The organism is Aeromonas sp. FDAARGOS 1405 (assembly GCF_019048265.1).
Classification (GTDB): Bacteria; Pseudomonadota; Gammaproteobacteria; order Enterobacterales; family Aeromonadaceae; genus Aeromonas; species Aeromonas veronii_A.
The window spans coordinates 2708813-2726763 of record NZ_CP077311.1 but is presented as its reverse complement, the minus strand read 5'-3'; the positions used below and the strand labels follow the sequence as shown (position 1 = coordinate 2726763).

15 protein-coding genes are annotated in these 17951 nt (G+C 57.1%); 5 read left to right on the top strand and 10 right to left on the bottom strand.

The features are described from left to right. Positions 1-2: 2 nt before the first annotated feature. Entirely contained in the window at positions 3-2462 is a 2460-nt protein-coding gene (thrA, locus tag I6L35_RS12845; RefSeq protein WP_216978366.1) for a bifunctional aspartate kinase/homoserine dehydrogenase I, read from the bottom strand. Positions 2463-2725: 263 nt separating this feature from the next. Further along, the gene (locus I6L35_RS12840) at positions 2726-3430 is read right to left on the bottom strand and encodes a tRNA/rRNA methyltransferase (protein ID WP_118854109.1); all 705 of its coding nucleotides are present in this window, start codon (positions 3428-3430) and stop codon (positions 2726-2728) included. 206 nt (positions 3431-3636) lie between these two features. Between I6L35_RS12840 and aceK the strand changes: the two genes are divergently transcribed. After that, positions 3637-5364, top strand: coding sequence for a bifunctional isocitrate dehydrogenase kinase/phosphatase (aceK, locus tag I6L35_RS12835; protein ID WP_216978365.1), 1728 nt, complete (start codon positions 3637-3639; stop codon positions 5362-5364). 78 nt (positions 5365-5442) lie between these two features. On the opposite strand, the gene tesB is transcribed toward aceK, so the two are convergent. From tesB to I6L35_RS12815, 4 genes are all read right to left on the bottom strand, one after another. Further along, positions 5443-6309 carry an acyl-CoA thioesterase II gene (gene tesB / locus I6L35_RS12830; protein ID WP_216978364.1) on the bottom strand — a complete coding sequence of 289 codons (867 nt, stop codon included), beginning with the start codon at positions 6307-6309 and terminating at the stop codon, positions 5443-5445. A gap of 142 nt (positions 6310-6451) precedes the next feature. Further along, positions 6452-7639 carry a mannonate dehydratase gene (gene uxuA / locus I6L35_RS12825; protein ID WP_216978363.1) on the bottom strand — a complete coding sequence of 396 codons (1188 nt, stop codon included), beginning with the start codon at positions 7637-7639 and terminating at the stop codon, positions 6452-6454. Between the two features lie 27 nt (positions 7640-7666). Then, complete coding sequence (locus I6L35_RS12820; protein ID WP_005347333.1) at positions 7667-8410, bottom strand: FCD domain-containing protein; 744 nt, start codon at positions 8408-8410, stop codon at positions 7667-7669. Positions 8411-8526: 116 nt separating this feature from the next. After that, entirely contained in the window at positions 8527-9843 is a 1317-nt protein-coding gene (locus I6L35_RS12815; protein ID WP_005347334.1) for an MFS transporter, read from the bottom strand. A 316-nt stretch (positions 9844-10159) separates the two neighbouring features. On the opposite strand from I6L35_RS12815, the gene I6L35_RS12810 reads away from it, so the two are divergent. From I6L35_RS12810 to I6L35_RS12795, 4 genes are all read left to right on the top strand, one after another. Beyond that, entirely contained in the window at positions 10160-11608 is a 1449-nt protein-coding gene (locus I6L35_RS12810) for a fructuronate reductase (RefSeq protein ID WP_216978362.1), read from the top strand. Between the two features lie 71 nt (positions 11609-11679). After that, a complete protein-coding gene (gene uxaC / locus I6L35_RS12805) occupies positions 11680-13074 on the top strand; it encodes a glucuronate isomerase (RefSeq protein WP_254204440.1) in 1395 nt (464 codons plus the stop codon). Next, positions 13071-14033 carry a sugar kinase gene (locus tag I6L35_RS12800; protein ID WP_216978360.1) on the top strand — a complete coding sequence of 321 codons (963 nt, stop codon included), beginning with the start codon at positions 13071-13073 and terminating at the stop codon, positions 14031-14033. The genes uxaC and I6L35_RS12800 overlap by 4 nt, the downstream gene beginning before the upstream one ends. A gap of 14 nt (positions 14034-14047) precedes the next feature. Next, positions 14048-14674: a bifunctional 4-hydroxy-2-oxoglutarate aldolase/2-dehydro-3-deoxy-phosphogluconate aldolase gene (locus I6L35_RS12795; RefSeq protein ID WP_216978359.1), complete on the top strand. Its 627-nt coding sequence runs from the start codon at positions 14048-14050 to the stop codon at positions 14672-14674. 112 nt (positions 14675-14786) lie between these two features. Here I6L35_RS12795 and rluB read toward each other — a convergent pair whose 3' ends face one another. The 4 genes from rluB to I6L35_RS12775 all read right to left on the bottom strand — a co-directional run bounded on the left by rluB (position 14787) and on the right by I6L35_RS12775 (position 17883). Further along, on the bottom strand, positions 14787-15710 hold the full coding sequence (gene rluB / locus I6L35_RS12790) for a 23S rRNA pseudouridine(2605) synthase RluB (protein WP_216978358.1): 924 nt from the start codon (positions 15708-15710) through the stop codon (positions 14787-14789). Positions 15711-15844: 134 nt separating this feature from the next. Continuing rightward, positions 15845-16417: an SMC-Scp complex subunit ScpB gene (gene scpB, locus I6L35_RS12785; RefSeq protein ID WP_005350230.1), complete on the bottom strand. Its 573-nt coding sequence runs from the start codon at positions 16415-16417 to the stop codon at positions 15845-15847. Then, positions 16401-17270: a ScpA family protein gene (locus tag I6L35_RS12780; RefSeq protein ID WP_199765725.1), complete on the bottom strand. Its 870-nt coding sequence runs from the start codon at positions 17268-17270 to the stop codon at positions 16401-16403. The genes scpB and I6L35_RS12780 overlap by 17 nt, the downstream gene beginning before the upstream one ends. Further along, positions 17263-17883, bottom strand: a complete 621-nt coding sequence (locus tag I6L35_RS12775; RefSeq protein ID WP_005338129.1) for an L-threonylcarbamoyladenylate synthase — start codon at positions 17881-17883, stop codon at positions 17263-17265. The genes I6L35_RS12780 and I6L35_RS12775 overlap by 8 nt, the downstream gene beginning before the upstream one ends. Between the last annotated feature and the right edge of the window lie 68 nt (positions 17884-17951).

Sequence of the window (17951 nt, the reverse complement as noted above, 5' to 3'; positions counted from 1 at the left end):
GCTTATAGCTCCTGCTTCCAGTTCTGGGTGCGCAGCACGTCGGCAAAGACGCCCGCCGCAGTCACTTCGGTACCGGCGCCATAGCCGCGCAGCACCAGCGGGATTGGCTGGTAGTAGGTAGAGAAGAAGGCGAGCGCGTTCTCCCCGTCTTTGACCTTGAACAGCGGCTCGTCGCCACCGACCGCCTTGATGGCGACCTTGCACTTGCCACCCTCGATGGAACCCACATAGCGCAGCACCTTGCCTTCACGCTGGGCCGCAGCGAACTGGTCACGGAACCAGCCATCGGCCTCCGGCAGGCGGGCCATAAAGGCTTCTACATCGCCGCTCACATCAAATCCGGGCGGCAGTGCCTGCTCGACTTCCACATCGGAGAGCTCCAGCGCCATGCCGGCTTCGCGAGCCAGAATGAGCAGCTTGCGCGCCACATCCATGCCGTTGAGATCGTCGCGGGGATCCGGCTCGGTAAAGCCGTTGCTGCGGGCGATTTGGGTTGCCACGGAGAAGGCCATCCCCTCGTCCAGCTTGCCGAAGATAAAGGAGAGCGAGCCGGAGAGGATGCCGTCGAAGGCGCGCAGCTTGTCACCGGCCTTGATGAGGTTCTGCAGGTTCTCGATAACCGGCAGACCGGCGCCCACGTTGGTCTCGTAGAGGAACTTGCGGCGAGTCTGGCGGGCAGTGCGACGCAGCGCCTTGTAGTAATCGAGCGAGCCGGTGTTGGCCTTCTTGTTCGGGGTGACCACATGGAAACCGGCGGCGAGGAAGTCGGCATACTGGACGGCTACCGCCTCGGAGGAGGTGCAGTCGACGATCACCGGGTTGATGATATGGCTATCTTCCACCAGCTTTTTCACCCCTTCCAGCGAGAAGCTGTCGCGGGCTTCCGCCAGCTGTTCGCGCCAGTTGGCGAGGTTCAGGCCATCCTTGTTGACCGCCATCTGACGGCTGTTGGCGATGCCCACTACCCGCAGGCCGGTGCCCTGCTCGGCCAGTACCGGTTGCTGGCGGGCAATCTGATCCACCAGCGCGGCACCGACGCCGCCGACCCCGACCACAAAGAGATCGATAAACTGCTGGCTGCCAAAGAAGTTCTGGTGGCACGCCTTGATGGCTTCCGCCACCTTGCGATCCCGCACCACCGCCGAGATGGAGCGCTCGCTCGACCCCTGCGCAATGGCGACGATATTGATGGAGGCTTGCGCCAGCGAGGTGAAGAAGCGGGCCGCCATCCCCTTGCTAGTGCGCATGCCGTCACCGATGAGGGAGATGATCGCCAGATCGCTGATGATATCCAGCGGCTCCAGCAGCTGGTTTTTGAATTCGAGCTCGAACTCGCGCTCCAGCACCTTGCGAGTCTTATCCTGGTCGTAGCTGTGGATACAGAAGCTGACGCTGTACTCGGAAGATGACTGGGTGATCAGCACGATGCTGACCCCGGCGCGGGAGACGGCGGAGAAGATGCGACCGGCCATGCCGACCATCCCCTTCATGCCGGGGCCGGAGACGTTGAACATGCACATGCCGGAGAGATCCGAGATGGCCTTCACTTTCAGGTCATCGTCGCCGCTCTCGGGGCCGATCAGGGTGCCCGGCCCTTGCGGGTTGAAACTGTTCTTGATGAGGCAGGGAATATGGAACTGGGCCACCGGCGCGATGGTTTTCGGGTGCAGCACCTTGGCGCCGAAGTAGGAGAGCTCCATCGCCTCCTTGTAGGAGAGGGTTTTCAGCAGGTAGGCATCCGGCACCAGACGGGGGTCGCAGCTGTAGCAACCCTCGACGTCAGTCCAGATCTCGCAGCACTCGGCATCGACGCAGGCAGCCAGCACGGCGGCGGAGTAGTCGGAGCCGTTGCGACCCAGCAGCACGGTCTCGCCCTTGTCGCTGCCACCGGTAAAGCCCGGCATCAGGTAAAGACAGTCGCTACGCAGCCCCTTGGCGGCAAAGCGCAGGCGGGAGGCTTCGATATCGACGTGGGCTTCCAGATAGCCACCGTCGGTGACCAGCAGCTCTTCCGGTACGATCAGCTCCAGATCCAGACCGCGTACCCGCAGCAGCTCGTGCATAAAGGCGATGGAGAGGTTCTCGCCACGGCTCAGAATGCGCGCCTGCACGTTGTCCGGGCAGAGGCCCAGCAGACGGATGCCCTGCATCAGGCGCTCCACCTGATCCAGCTCGGCGGTGAGACGTGCCAGCAGCGCCTTGTCATCGAGCGCCGGATAGGCCGCCTTCAACCCGGCCAGCAGGCGGGAGAAGATGCCGTTGACTTCAAACAGGGTGGAACTGGCATCCATGCCACGGCTGGTCTGTTCCACCAGCGCCACCAGATGATTGGTCACCTTGGCAGGTGCCGAGAGCACCAGGGCTACCTGAGATTGGCCGTGGGTGTTGACCGCGATATCGGCCACCCGTAAAAAACGCTCTGCATCGGCCAGTGAAGACCCGCCAAATTTCAACACTCTCATCGCTTTCTCTCCCTGTAAGTCTATGAAATTCAATCTAAAAACCAATCCAACAAAAAGGCCCGTACTGGGTGGGTACGGGCCTTTTTTGATTTCTGTGCTTGTTCGTCAGCGCATCAACCGGCCCCAGTGCCACCTGTGGTGGTACCGGTAATAATGGTGGTGGTGATGACGTTGGTGAATAACTGCATGACGAACACTCGTTGACGAAGCTGGCTTTTAGCAATACCGCGGCTGGCGCTGGGCTGTCAACTTAAACCTCTTCGCTACTCACGCCCAAAGCGGCGAGCAAGGTCTTTGCAGAGCAGGTGGAGCATGTTCAAATCCCGCTGCGGCAGCATGGGTACCCGGTCCATCACCCATTGATGCAGTTTTTCATCCTGCGAAACTCCTAGTTCACCCAGCAATTCTGCTGTTTTGCTTTTCAGCACCCGAACCTGCCCGGCGTTATCAAAATTTTCTGCTACCGCAGCGGCACCGTCGGCGTTCAGCTCATCCATCAGCTGACTCATCTCGTAGGCGTAGAGCATGATCGCCTGCCCCAGATTGAGGGACGGGTAGCTCACCTTGAGGGGCAGATAGCTGATGAGGTCGACCTCGGCCAGCTGCTCGTTGGAGAGTCCCGACTCCTCGCAGCCAAAGACGATGGCGACCTTGTTGAGTGAAGGCTTGCTGCGGATCTGCTCGCGGATCTCCCCCGGGGTGAGGTAGTGCTGGTAGCGACCGCGTTCACGGGCAGTGGTGGCGATCACCAGATCCATGTCCGCCAGCGCCTCGGGCAGGGTATCGAACGCCTCGGCCTGAGTCAGGATATCCTGGGCGCCGTGGGCCACCCAGCTCGCCTCCTCCTCTTCGTGTACCCGGCTCGCCACCAGTCGCATGGCATCGAATCCCATGGTTTTCATGGCGCGGGCAGCCGCCCCCACATTTGCAGGTCGGGCAGGTGCCACCAGGACAAAATAGAGCTTCATCGGGTTTCCTCGCAGGCCAAACGGCCTCTCAAACAGACAGCAAACAGTCGCTAAACCATCACCAAAACAGGGGCGCAATCTACCGTTTATCCCCAAAAATTGCCACTTGAACAGACGTTTGAATGTTGCGATAGTGGCCTGACGTGTGAACAAATTACACCCAATCCTTCGCGCTATCGGCCCGACAGATCACAAGGAAGAGAGAGATGCAGCAGCCATTGGAACAGGCCGTCGCCGAGACTATCTTGCAACGCTTCGAGTCGTTTTACAGCCGGTTTCTCGAGATAACCCAGGGCAGCAAGAGCCGCTTCGAGAACAGTGACTGGCTGGGGGTGCAGCTCGCCGGGCGCGAGCGAATTCGCCTCTATGACCACCATGTGGGGGCCACCGCCAGCTCCATCCGCCAGATGATGGGGGAGCACCACGCCACTCAGGAGCTGCTCAAGCGGGTCAAAAGCGCCTTCAGCGATCTGCTGCCCCGTTGTGACAACTTCGAGGTGGCGGAGTCCTTCTTCAACTCCGTCTATCGCCGGATCTTTCGCCATCGCAATATCCGTGACGAGAACCTCTATATCCACCCCTTTGTCAGCCGTGGCGAAAAACCGGACCTGAGCGCCCTGCTGCGGATCTATCGCACCGATCTCGCCCACTTGCCGCAGACCCTGAGCCAGCTTTTGGGGGATTACAGCTTCACCCTCCCCTACGAGGACAAGCAGCGGGATATTGTCGACATCCACCGCCATCTTGCGGAGAACGGCCCGCAAATTATCCATGACGAGCCGTTTGCCATCGAGCTATTGAAAGAGGTGTTCTACCGCAACAAGGGGGCCTATCTGGTGGGACTTATCCGGGCCCGGGATCAGGTGTTCCCCTTTATCCTGCCCCTGCTCAGCACAGGCCACAGCATCTATGTGGATACCGTCATCTTCGAGCCGGATCTCGCCTCCATCGTGTTTGGCTTCGCCCGCGCCTACTTTATGGTCTATGCCCGCGAACCGGCACTGTTTGTCGCCTTCCTGCGCCAGATCATGCCCCACAAGCCCGATTACGAGATCTACAACGCCATCGGCTGCCAGAAGCACGGCAAGACCGAGCTCTATCGCCACTACCGCCACCATCTGGCCCAGAGCCGGGATCAGTTCATCATTGCGCCGGGCATCAAGGGGATGGTGATGAGCGTGTTTACCCTCCCCTCCTACGATGTGGTGTTCAAGGTGATAAAAGACGAGTTCACTCCCCCGAAGGATGTGAGCCACGAGCAGGTAAAGGCAAAATACCGGCTGGTTAAACAGCACGACCGGGTTGGCCGCATGGCCGATACCCAGGAGTTCACCAACTTCGAGTTTCCGCTGGACCGCATCTCGCCCGAACTCCTTGCCGAGCTCAAGACGGTGGCACCGTCGGCGCTCACCATCAGCGACGACAAGCTGGTGATCAAGCACCTCTATACCGAGCGCAAGATGATCCCCCTCAACCTCTATCTGGACAAGGCGGACGAGCAGCAGACCCGCCTCGCGCTTGAGGAGTACGGCAACGCCATCAAGCAGCTGGCGGCGGCCAACATCTTCCCGGGGGACATGCTGTTCAAGAATTTTGGCGTTACCCGCCACGGCCGGGTGGTCTTCTACGACTACGACGAGATCTGCTACATGACGGAGTGCAACTTCCGCCAGATCCCGCCGCCGCGCTACCCCGAGGATGAGTGGAGCGCCGACCCCTGGTACTCGGTGGCCCCCAACGACATCTTCCCCGAGGAGTTCGCCACCTTCCTGCTGCAAAAGCCGCAGGTGCGGGAGATCATGCTGCAGCTGCACAAGGAGATGTTCGACGCCAACTACTGGAAGATGCTGCAAAGCAACATCAAGGTAGGGGTGTTCGAGGATGTCTATCCCTACCGGCGCAAGAAGCGCTTCAAATACCAGCGCGGTGGCTGAGTCCACAGAATCCGCGCACATCGCAGCAACGAAAACGGGGTGGCCCAAGCCACCCCGTTTTGCTGACCGCTTTGCGCCTTAACTGCCGCGACGGCGGATCACCCCCTCCTGCATGGTGCTCGCCACCAGCATGCCATCACGGGTAAAGAACTGGCCGCGCACCAGACCGCGACCGCCGCTGGCGCTCGGGCTGTCTACCACGTAGAGCAGCCAGTCGTCGAAGCGGAAATCCCGGTGGAACCACATGGAGTGATCGATGGTGGCCACCTGCATATCCGGCTCCCAGTACGACACCCCGTGCGGCTGCAGCGAGGTGAGCAGGAAGTTGAAGTCGGAGGCGTAGGCCAGCAGGTATTTGTGCACCCGCAGATCGTCCGGCATCTGGCCGTTGGCCTTGAACCAGACGTGACGCACCGGATCCTGCACCGTCGGGCGAATAGGGTCGACCAGGGTCACCGGACGCATCTCGATGGGCTGCTCGCAGAGGATCTTGTCGCGCAGGGAGGCCGGGATCAGGTTCTCGTAGGGGCGCACCAGCTCCAGCTCACTCTTGAGCTCCTCCGGCGGGGTGATGCCGGTGGGCATCTGCGCCTGATGCTCGAAACCATCGGCCGACACCTGAAACGAGGCGTTGAGATAGAAGATGGGCTTGCCGCCCTGAATCGCCTTGACCCGGCGGGTGGAGACGGTCTGACCATCACGGATATTCTCCACGTCATAGACGATGGGACGGGTCACATCCCCCGGACGCAGGAAGTAGGAGTGAAAACTGTGAACCTGACGGCCGGTCTCGACCGTCTGCTTGGCGGCTGACAAGGCCTGCCCCATTACCTGTCCGCCAAACACGGCCCGAAGACCGAGATCCTGGCTCTGGCCCCGAAACAGGCCCTCCTCGATTTTTTCCAGCGCCAGCAACGCCAGCAGCTCATCAAGTACCTTGCTCATTGTTCACTCCTATATCAGAGCCGCACAGGCTAACAAGAGCTGATCCGGGGCGCAATCTTTTGGCTGGCAATCAAGGATTTCCGGATAGAAGAAAGGAGGCTCGATAGCCTCCTGTCTTCTATTCAACCAGACACGATAATGGTCAGTTATTTGAGAAAAATGCCTTGGTTATACCCATTTCCAATCCCCTCACTTCAGCCAGCCCTTTAAGACGACCAATACATGAGTATCCGGGATTTGTTTTCTTATTCAGATCATCAATCATCTGATGACCATGATCAGGTCGCATGGGGATAAGTCTATTATCACCATCTTTCAGTCGCCGTTGCTCTTCACGTACAATTTCCAACACTACATTATACATGTCGACATCACCATCAAGGTGAGCCGCTTCATGGAATGTCTTCGGATTATCTTCCCGCTTGGTTGAACGCAAATGGGTGAAGTAAATACGATTCCCGTAACGTTTTATCATATCAACCAGGTCATTATCCCCACGCACACCATAAGAGCCGGTACACATGGTAATACCATTGGCCTGACTGGGAATCCGGTTAACCAACCAAGCGATATCATCAATGGTAGAGACAATTCGCGGTAACCCCAGGATCGGGCGGGGAGGATCATCCGGATGGACAGCCAAACGGACGCCAGACTCTTCACAAACAGGGATTATTTCATCGAGAAAATAGGCCAGGTGCTCTCGCAAACGCTCTTTGTCGATATCCTTGTATTTATCCAGCTGAGCCTGGAATGCTTCCAGAGTATAACCCTCTTCAGCACCAGGTAAGCCGGCAATGATATTCCGGGTCAGTGTCTCTATTTGCTCCGGGCTCATTTCATTAAAGTAGCTGAATGCCTGTTGCTGCTCTTCCGGTGAGTATTCGTGCAAGGCACCCGGGCGCTTGAGGATGTAGAGCTCAAAGGCGGCAAACGCAATATGGTCAAAACGCAGGGCTCGGGAACCGTCCGGCATCTCGTATTCCAGATCGGTTCGGGTCCAGTCCAGTACGGGCATGAAGTTATAGCAAATCGTGTCGATGCCACATGCAGCCAGATTACGGATCGACTCTTTATAGTTGTCTATCCATTGCTGATACTGGCCAGAATGTGTCTTGATCTCTTCATGTACAGGTACACTTTCAACTACCGACCAGGTTAAACCTTTTTCTTCAATTAATGCTTTGCGAGCGAGTATCTCGTCTTTATTCCAGATCTGACCATTTGGTATATGATGCAGGGCAGTCACAATACCAGTTGCCCCCGCCTGTTTGATATCATTCAAGGTTACCGGGTCATTAGGCCCATACCAGCGCCATGTTTGTTCCATTACTACCTCTTGGTTTAAATTCGTTCGCTAACTTGAAAATCTGACTGGATAAGAGCCAAACAAAAATCCGTCAAACTCGGGAGCATCAACATCTGACAACTCCATCAATCGCTGTTTGACATTCTCTAAATGGGTCCACATCGCCAGTTTGGCTGCCGCAGGATCTTTTTTTTGCATTGCAGACAAGATTGCAACATGGTCATTCAACCACTCTTTGCGATATTCAGTAGTGGCAATCCGGTCATGCAAATGCTGCCACATCGGGTTATTTTCTCGACTAACCCAAGACTGGCGCCACAATGCCACCAGCATGTTGTTATGAGTCGCTTCGGCTATTGCCAGGTGAAAATTCATATCACCCTCTTCACCCTCACCACTCTCGACATCACGACGCTCAGCCTCCAGGGCTGCGCGCATTTTTTGTATATCTGACGGAGTCACCTGAATGGCGGCAAACTCTGCGATATTGCTCTCCAGCAATTGCCGGGCTTGCAGCAGTTCAAAAGGTCCCATCACGGTATCATTCGGGCTGAAATTTGGCTCGGAGGGGATCGCAATGACATAAATACCGGACCCCTTCTTCACTTCTACAAAACCTTCAATCTCGAGCATGATGAGAGCCTCTCTCACCACAGAGCGTCCCACTCCCACCTGTTCAGCAATGTCGCGCTCAGGAGGAAGACGGGAGCCCAAGGCGTACTTGCCTGAAGCCAACTCTTCCTTGATAAACTCACCAACTTCACGATATTGACGCTTTACTTCAACACTCATGGCTTGCTCTCAAATTGGTAGCGTAGTTTTCCAAAATGGTAAGCAACCAACAACAATTGGTCAACCAAAGTAATCATGATATCCAGTATCAACACCTTGGTGACCCTCTGACATGCTTATGAGAGCGTTGTTGCAGCCTTCTCCATGTGAAGATGAGTCAACCTCTGGGCTGCCGGCTCTTTTAGCAATACCCACAGCACAACGGCACCCACCAAGTCAAAGACACTGAGGCTAATGAAGAAAGGCCCATAGCCAATAATTGCCACCAAGGCCCCCATCACCAGAGTGAACGATAGCTGGCCAATCCAGGCTGCCGAACCCGCAAGGCCAACGACTGTCGCCACTTCATTCTTTTTGAAAAGGTCTGCCGACATGGTAATAACCACGGTTGACAACGTCTGGTGAGCAAATCCACCGATACTCATCAAGGCAATCGCCACGTAGGGATCCTTAATAATACTGACAAAGCCAATTGCCAACATAAGTATCGCCCCAATGGTGAAAGTAGCTCGCCGCGCATTCAGTGTTGTCATATTAAGTTTTTCCATGAAAAACTTTGCAATAAATCCACCCGCAATACATCCGAAATCAGCAGCAAGAAATGGTAACCAGGCAAACATGGCAATTTCTTTAAGAGGAAGATGCATTACCGAAGTCAAGTATAGAGGCATCCAAAAACTGAGCGTTCCCCAAGCTGGATCTGCTAGAAACCTTGCTATTGCCAAGCCCCAAAAATTACGCTGTTTGATAATTTCTTTTATTTCAGGCTTACCCTCATTGGCTGTGAGATGTTTCTCTTGCCCCTCTTCTATATATGTCAGCTCGTTCTGGGAAATCCATTTATGTTTTCTGGGGGAGCGATATACAAGAAACCAAGTGATCGCAAAGAGGATCCCCACACCTCCGGTGATTATGAATGCCATTTCAGTGCCTAACCCACTGCTTTCAAAGGTTAGCATTGCCCAGACTACCAACGGAGGAGCAAGCATGGCTCCGACTGAGGTACCAGCGTTAAACAATCCACCGGCAATGCCACGCTCCTTGGCTGGAAACCATTCGGCACTGGCTTTCATCCCTGCTGGAATAGCCGCAGCCTCCGTCAACCCCATGCCGCCACGCAATACCGCCAAACTAATCCAGCCGCCAGCAAATGCATGCGCCATATTAAATAGAGACCAAGCGACTGCAAAAATAAAAAAGCCTACTTTCAAACCAATCATATCGATTATATAACCAGCAATCGGCTGTGCAATTGTGTAACATATCTGAAATGCACTTACGATCCATGAATATTCTTTTTCTGTAAAATTCAGCTCACTCATTACTTGAGGTGCGGCAACACTCAATGAGCTGCGGGATAAATAGTTGACTATTGTGCCAAGACAAACCAAGGCGATGATATACCACCTCAAGTTTTTAACTTTGATGCTCATAATGAATCCTTCAACCACCAATTTAAATGAGTCAGGCCACATCAAGGCATATTGACTACTGCGATGTGCGGCCATCATCTTGAGGTGACAGCCATAGATCAACCAACTTAACTCATTTGGTTGATCTCGATCTCAAAAAAAGATCAATTTGGTCAACCAAAATAGACTTATGGCTGACCTGGAGATAGCATGCAGAGGCTGATATCCCAGTTACCCACACAAGTCATGTCACGACACACAACGGTTGGCTGACGCCTGTGGCGCCAACCTGCGACTCTGGTGATGTGCAAAAATTTATAAATCGAGGCAAGAAAAGATGAAGAACAAGCTGAGTGAATTGATGTTGAGCCCCTATCCGCGAGCAGCACTGCGAAACCGGATAGTTCATATCGGCTTCGGCGCGTTTCATCGAGCCCACCAAGCCTTGATTACCCATGAGACGCTCGCAGCTGGCGGAGGTGACTGGGGGATCTGCGAGGTCAACCTGTTCGGTGGAGAGGAGCTGATCCGTTCGCTCAGAGCACAAGACCACCTCTACACCGTGCTGGAGAAGGGGGCCGAGAGCGTACACCCCAAAGTGATTGGTTCTGTGGTGGAGTCACTGCATCCCACCTTTGATGGCATGTCCGCCATCCTAGAGAAGATGGCAGAACCGCAAGTCGCCATTGTATCCATGACGATCACTGAAAAAGGCTATTGTGCAGACCCAGCCACCGGGCAGTTCAACCCGCAGAATCCGTTGATCCAGCACGACTTGCTGCACCCTGATGCCCCCACTTCCGCCATCGGCTGCATCGTTGCCGCCCTGCGCCTGCGCAAAGAGCGTTGCCTCCCTCCCTTTACTGTCATGTCTTGCGACAACGTGCAGGAAAATGGTCATGTTGCACGTCAGTCCATTCTGGGATTTGCCGAACTGCTCGATGGAGAGCTGGCATCCTGGATCCGTGAGCAGGTCACCTTTCCTTGCACCATGGTCGACCGCATCGTACCTGCAGCCACCCCGGAGACGCTGGCCGAGATTGAGCAGGCCATTGGTGTGGCTGACCCCTGTGGTATTGCCTGCGAGCCATTCCGGCAATGGGTGATTGAAGATAATTTCGTCAATGGCCGACCGGACTGGGATCTGGCCGGTGCCGAATTTGTCAGCAATGTCGTGCCCTTTGAAGAGATGAAATTGCGCATGCTGAACGGCAGCCACTCATTTCTCGCCTATCTCGGCTACCTCGGCAGCTATGCCCATATCGCAGACACCATGACCAATCCGGCCTACCGCCAGGCAGCACTTGATCTGATGCTCAATGAACAGGCGCCAACCCTGAACATGCCTGTTGGAACTGATCTCGAGGGCTATGCCCAACAACTGATCGCCCGTTTCACCAACCCCTCGCTCAAACACCAGACCTGGCAAATCGCCATGGATGGCAGTCAAAAGCTGCCACAACGCATGGTCGACTCCGTCCTCTTCCATCTGAAGAACGGCAGTGATTACCGGCATCTGGCATTGGGCATCGCCGGATGGATGCGTTATGTCAGCGGTGAGGGAGAAAACGGTGAGGTGATCGATGTCAGGGATCCCCTGCTACCCCGCTTCCAGGCGATCTATGCAGAGCACGGCCTCAGTTGCAACGTGGTCAAACCGTTGCTGGCCATTGAGGCCATCTTTGGCCCGGAACTGCCGCAACAGGGTGCTTTTGTCGATGCGGTCACTCGGGCCTATCAAGGACTGCTTGACCACGGTGCCCGTCACTGCGTCGCTGCGCTCTAATCACCATATCTGGCAATGACAGAGCCAAGGGAGAAATGAATATGAAGTCTTTCCTGTGTAAGGATTTTCTTTTGAACAGCGATGCGGCACGTCATCTCTACCATGACTATGCCGCTGATATGCCTATCTATGACTACCACTGCCATCTCAATCCACGGGAGATCGCCGAAGATCGCCGATTCGATGATCTGGGCCAGATCTGGCTGGAGGGGGACCATTACAAATGGCGAGCCATGCGCAGCGCCGGTATCCCGGAGGCACTGATCACCGGAAAAAACAGCAGCAGTCGTGACAAGTTCAATGCGTGGGCACAGACAGTCCCGCAAACGCTGGGTAACCCTCTCTATCACTGGACCCATCTCGAACTGCGCCGCCCCTTCGGTCTGGAGGGTATCACCCTGGCGCCAAACACCGCCGACAAGGTATGGGATCACTGCAACGAACTGCTCGCCACCCAGGCCTTTTCCGCCCGCGGGTTGATGCAGCAGATGAATGTCCGAATGGTCGGTACCACAGATGATCCGGTGGATTCACTTATCTATCATCGCCAGATTGCCGAGGACCCCGGTTTTGCTATCGAGGTGCTCCCCAGCTGGCGCCCCGACAAGGTATTCAAGATCGAGCAAGCCGGTTTTGCTGACTACATTGAGGCATTGGGAGCCGCCGCCGATGTCGACATTGCTACCTTTGCCGACTTACTGACCGCGCTGGAACGACGCCTTGAACACTTCGCCCAACATGGCTGCCGCGCAGCGGATCACGGTATCGAAGTAGTGCGTTATGCACCAGTTCCCTCCGATGCGACCCTGACTCAACTGCTCCAGCGCCGACTGGCCGGAGAGGTGCTGGACGGATCGCAGATTGCAGCCTTCTCCACTGCCGTTCAGGTATGGCTCGGCCGTCAATACGCCAAGCGAGGCTGGGTGATGCAGTTGCATCTGGGCGCTCAACGTAATAACAACAGCCGCATGTTCACTCTGCTTGGCGCAGACTGTGGCTTTGATTCTATCGGAGACAAGCCGTTTGCCTGGGAGCTTGCTCATCTGCTGGATGAGATGGATCAAACCGATGAGCTGCCCAAGACCATCCTCTATTGCCTTAACCCTCGTGATAACGAGGTGCTGGCAACCATGGCGGGCAACTTCCAGGGGGGAGGTATTGCAGGCAAGATCCAGTTCGGCTCTGGCTGGTGGTTCAACGATCAGAAAGATGGTATGCAGCGCCAGCTGGAGCAGCTCTCTCAACTCGGCCTGCTCAGCCAGTTTGTCGGCATGTTGACCGACTCCCGCAGCTTCCTCTCCTACACTCGCCACGAGTATTTCCGCCGTATTTTGTGCGACATGGTGGGGCGCTGGATCGAGCAGGGCGAAATCCCCAGTGATCTGCAGCTGTCCGGGAAAATGATCCAGGATATTTGCTATCACAATGCAACCCGCTACTTTCAGCTGCCAGGAGCCCGGGGATGAAACGGATTGCCCTGCTCGGGGAGTGCATGATTGAGCTCAATGGCACGCCTTTTGGCGACATGCAGCAATCATTCGGGGGCGATACCCTCAATACCGCCATCTATCTCGCGCGTGCCTCCCAACCCACCGATATCCAGGTGAGTTATCTGACCGCCATGGGCCAGGATCCTCTCAGCCAGCAAATCATCGCGCGCTGGCAACAGGCCGGGATCGACACCAGCGCGGTGTTCATCGACCAACAGCGCCATCCCGGCCTCTATCTTATCCAGCTTGATGAGCACGGCGAGCGCACCTTCCTCTACTGGCGCAACGATTCGGCTGCCCGTTACCTGATGCAGCATCCGCAGTTGCCACAGCTCAAGCAGGCCGTCAGCGACGTGGATGCGCTCTATCTCAGCGGTATTTCGCTGGCGATCCTGCCCGCGGCAGATCGGCAGGCGCTGCTGCTGTGGCTGGCTGAACTGCACCGGGCGGACGTGGCGATCATCTTTGACAGCAACTATCGTCCCGCCCTGTGGCAGAGTCCGGCCGACGCCCGGGCCTGTTACCAGCAACTGCTGGCCATCACTACGCTGGCTCTGGTCACCGACGACGATGAGCAGGCCCTGTGGGGGGACGAGGATGTGACCCGGACCCTGCAGCGCCTCAAGGCGGCCGGGGTGCAGCAGGCGGTAGTCAAACAGGGGGCGGCTGGCTGCTGTTACCAGGCCCTGCAAACCGGGGAACCTGCCATCACTATCCCTACCCAAGCGGTCAGCAAGGTGGTGGATACCACCTCGGCCGGTGACTCCTTCAATGCCGGTTTTCTGGCTGGCTACCTGCAAGGACGGGCGATCGACGAGTGCGCCCGCATGGGCCACCGACTGGCGGGGATAGTCATTCAGCACAAGGGGGCAATTATTCCGGAAAGTGCAACCCGCAGTGTCACCGACAGCTTCATCAAACCGGCATCACACTAAACGAGGTCAACCAAATGTCATCCATTACTGAACAACTGCAAGCCCTGAAAGTGATCCCGGTGATCGCCATCGAGCAGGCTGAAGATATCATTCCACTGGGGGCGGCACTGGCCAATAACGGCCTGCCGGTTGCCGAGATCACCTTCCGCTCCGCTGCCGCGGTCGAGGCGATCCGGCTGCTGCGCCAGAGCCAACCTGAGATGCTGATTGGCGCGGGCACTGTGCTCAACCGCGAGCAGGTGATCGCAGCCAAAGAGGCAGGGGCCACCTTTATCGTCTCCCCCGGCTTTAACCCGAACACCGTCAAGGCCTGTCAGGAGCTGAACATCCCGATCATCCCTGGAGTCAATAATCCCAGCACCATTGAAGCGGCGCTGGAGATGGGGCTGACGACGCTGAAGTTCTTCCCGGCCGAAGCATCAGGTGGTAGCGCGATGATCAAGGCGCTGCTGGCACCTTATACCCAGATCACGCTGATGCCCACCGGCGGGATCTCGACTCACAATATCAATGAATATCTGGCGATCCCGCGGGTCATTGCGTGTGGTGGTTCCTGGATGGTCGACAAGAAACTGATCGCAGAGAAACAGTGGGAAGAGATCGGCCGACTCACTCGTGAAGCAGTGGCACAGGTCCAATAATATTGCCGCCAGGCAACGCGCTGACAAAAAAGGCCCGCAACAGTTGGTGCGGGCCTTTGCTTGGCCGACTGTGCGCTATTTGACGGCACACAGTTCGCAACGGGTTGTCGGCTTACTTGCTGCCGGTACCGGAGTTGCGGGTAGAGGCTTGCGGCTTGCGACGGGCGGTGGTGGCGCGAGCGCGCGGCTCTTTGCCCTGCATCTCTTTGTGACGCTGCACGGCGCGACGGATCTGGGCGGCCTGCTTGTGACGGCTGGTTTTGCCATCCTGCTGCAGATCGACTTTGGATTCGGTCTCCGGTGGCAGGTTGACAAGACCGCGCAGGTAGTTCACTTCCGGCAATTTCAGCTCTTGCCAGCCGCCGCGCGGGATGCCGCGATCCAGCTTGACGTCGCCGTAGCGGATCCGCATCAGGCGGCTCACCTGCACATCCTGGGATTCCCACAGGCGGCGCACTTCACGGTTGCGACCTTCGGTCAGGGTGACGTTGAACCACTGGTTCAGCCCCTCACCGCCAGCAGGTTTGATCTTGTTGAACTTGGCGGTGCCATCTTCCAGCTGCACGCCCTTGCGCAGACGCTGCAGCATGGCTTCGGTGATCTCGCCAAAGACACGTACCGCGTATTCCCGCTCCACTTCGTGGCTCGGGTGCATCAGGCGGTTGGCCAGCTCACCATCGGTGGTGAACAGCAGCAGACCGGAGGTGTTGACGTCGAGGCGGCCGACCGCGATCCAGCGGGCACCTTCCATCTTGGGCAGACGATCAAACACGGTGGGACGACCTTCCGGATCGTGACGGGTACACATCTCCCCTTCCGGCTTGTGGTAAGCCAGTACGCGGCAGATCACTTCCTCTGCGGCACGGGTCTTGACCTGGTGACCATCCACCCGGATCACGGCGTTCACTTCGACGCGATCCCCCAGTGTGGCGACCTTGCCATCCACACTGACCCGACCTGCGGTGATCAGGGCCTCCATCTCACGACGGGAGCCGTGACCCGCGCGGGCCAACACTTTTTGCAGTTTTTCACTCATCGGGGTTACCTGATTGTTGATCGCTGCCCACTAGTAAAAGGGGCAACGGGGTTAACTGTAACAAACGCCGGTTGGAGCTCTCGCCACAGTTGAAAAATGTATATCTCGGTGAAATCGGCACACTTGGGCACCATTCACCGGGCATCGCTCTCCCCGTCCACCGCAGAGGGCAACAGGGGTTGCAGCTCCGGATCCAGCTCGGGGAGCTGCTCCAGACTCTGCAGATTAAAGTAATCCAGAAACTCTCTGGTGGTGGCGAGCAGTTCGGGGCGACCGGCCACCTCTTTGTGGCCTATGCTGCGCACCCAGCCACGCTCTTTCAGGGTATTCACTATCTGGCTCGACACCGCCACCCCGCGGATCGCTTCGATCTCGGCCCGGGTGATGGGCTGACGATAGGCGATCAGGGTCAGCGTCTCCATCACGGCGCGCGAATAACGCGGAGCCCGCTCGCTCCAGAGCCGCGAGAGCTCCTCGGCATACTCCTGACGCGCCTGAAAGCGCCAGCCGGAGGCGACCTCTTTGAGCTCGACGCCTCGCGAGCTGTAATCTTGCCTGATCTCGGCCAACAGCAGCTGAACATAGCGACTGGTCACCGGATAATCGGCCAGCACGCTGCTTTTCAGTTCGCTGACATTGAGCGGGCGACCGGCCACAAACAGCGCCGCTTCGATCAGGGTCTTGAGTCGTTCAGTGGGCAGCGCCACGGTTGCCCTCCTCGCTCTGCTCGGCCAATGCGAAATGGATTGGGCCGAGTGGTTCTGCCTGCAGGATCCAGATCAGTTGCTCCTTGCACAGCTCCAGCAGGGCCAGAAACGTCACCAGTACCCCCATGCGCCCCTCTTCGGCACGCAGCACCTGCTCAAGGCGCAGGGTCTGCCCCAGCGTGAGCATGGCAAGGATCTCCGCCATGCGCACCCGGGTCGGGATCTGTTCGCGGCGGATCTGGTGATGTTCGAAATGAGTCGCGCGTTTTACCACACTTTGCATGTAAAGGGCGAGCTCAACCAGCGAAACATCGGGCGCCAGTGGCTTGAGGGCGCCAAAATCGGGGGGCAAGGCAGCGGCGATATAAATCTCCCGCTCCACCCGTGGCAGCTCATTGACCCTCTCCGCCCCTACCTTGTAGCGCTCGTACTCCTGCAGGCGGCGAATAAGCGTCACCCGCGGGTCTTCTCCCTCCTCTTCATCCTCCAGCTCCGGCGCCTTGGGCAGCAGCAGGCGGGATTTGATCTCCGCCAGCCAGGCCGCCATCAGCAGATATTCAGCCGCCAGCTCAAGGTTGAGCCCCTGCATCAGCTCCACGTACTCCATGTACTGGGCGGTGATCTGCAGGATCGGCAGGTTGAGAATATCGAGCTGCTGGCGCCGGATAAGGTAGAGCAGCAGATCGAGCGGCCCCTCGAAGGTATCGAGGAACACCTCCAGCGCATCGGGCGGGATGAACAGGTCCTGAGGCAGCTCGTGATAGGGCTGCCCCAGGACTTTCGCGATGGGTAGCGCGGCGCCAGTCCCCATCTCGGCGGAAGGGACTGTCACCGGTTCAGCGACATCACTCAAACGGAGTCGGGTCTCCGGCGCCGCGACGACGCAATACCGGCTCGTCGTCAGAGAAATCGACCACAGTGGTGGGCTGCTCGCCCAGATAGCCGCCGTTGACCACCAGATCGATCTGCTTGCCCAGCTTGTCGAAGATCTCTTCCGGGTCGAACTCGGCCATCTCGGAGTCCGGCAGGATCAATGTGGTGGAGAGCAGCGGCTCGCCGAGTGCTTCCAAGAGCGCCTGAGCAATCTTGTTGTCCGGCACCCGGATGCCAATGCTCTTCTTCTTCTCGTTCATCAGGCGGCGCGGCACCTCTTTGGTCGCCTTGAAGATGAAGGTGTAGGCGCCCGGGGTGTTGTTCTTGATCAGGCGAAACGCGCTGTTGTCGACCTTGGCGTAGGTGGAGATCTCGGAGAGATCGCGACACACCAGAGTGAAGTCGTGGTTAGCGTCGAGACGACGGATGCGGCAGATGCGCTCCAGCGCGCCCTTGTCACCCATCTGGCAACCCAGCGCATAACCGGAGTCGGTCGGATAGACGATCACACCGCCGTTCTGGATGATCTGTACCGCCTGACCGATCAGACGGGCCTGGGGGTTTTCCGGATGTACGTAAAAATGCTGACTCATAGCTTGTTCTCGCAATGGGGGCAGCAATACCTGCCCGCTCGTATGGTCACGGGTCAAAGACCCATGAC

Bases quoted from the DNA above. Each gene is read 5' to 3' on its own strand.
- thrA (WP_216978366.1), bottom strand. From the start codon at position 2,462: ATGAGAGTGTTGAAATTTGGCGGGTCTTCACTGGCCGATGCAGAGCGT.
- I6L35_RS12840 (WP_118854109.1), bottom strand. From the start codon at position 3,430: ATGAAGCTCTATTTTGTCCTGGTGGCACCTGCCCGACCTGCAAATGTG.
- aceK (WP_216978365.1), top strand. From the start codon at position 3,637: ATGCAGCAGCCATTGGAACAGGCCGTCGCCGAGACTATCTTGCAACGC.
- tesB (WP_216978364.1), bottom strand. From the start codon at position 6,309: ATGAGCAAGGTACTTGATGAGCTGCTGGCGTTGCTGGCGCTGGAAAAA.
- uxuA (WP_216978363.1), bottom strand. From the start codon at position 7,639: ATGGAACAAACATGGCGCTGGTATGGGCCTAATGACCCGGTAACCTTG.
- I6L35_RS12820 (WP_005347333.1), bottom strand. From the start codon at position 8,410: ATGAGTGTTGAAGTAAAGCGTCAATATCGTGAAGTTGGTGAGTTTATC.
- I6L35_RS12815 (WP_005347334.1), bottom strand. From the start codon at position 9,843: ATGAGCATCAAAGTTAAAAACTTGAGGTGGTATATCATCGCCTTGGTT.
- I6L35_RS12810 (WP_216978362.1), top strand. From the start codon at position 10,160: ATGAAGAACAAGCTGAGTGAATTGATGTTGAGCCCCTATCCGCGAGCA.
- I6L35_RS12800 (WP_216978360.1), top strand. From the start codon at position 13,071: ATGAAACGGATTGCCCTGCTCGGGGAGTGCATGATTGAGCTCAATGGC.
- I6L35_RS12795 (WP_216978359.1), top strand. From the start codon at position 14,048: ATGTCATCCATTACTGAACAACTGCAAGCCCTGAAAGTGATCCCGGTG.
- rluB (WP_216978358.1), bottom strand. From the start codon at position 15,710: ATGAGTGAAAAACTGCAAAAAGTGTTGGCCCGCGCGGGTCACGGCTCC.
- I6L35_RS12775 (WP_005338129.1), bottom strand. From the start codon at position 17,883: ATGAGTCAGCATTTTTACGTACATCCGGAAAACCCCCAGGCCCGTCTG.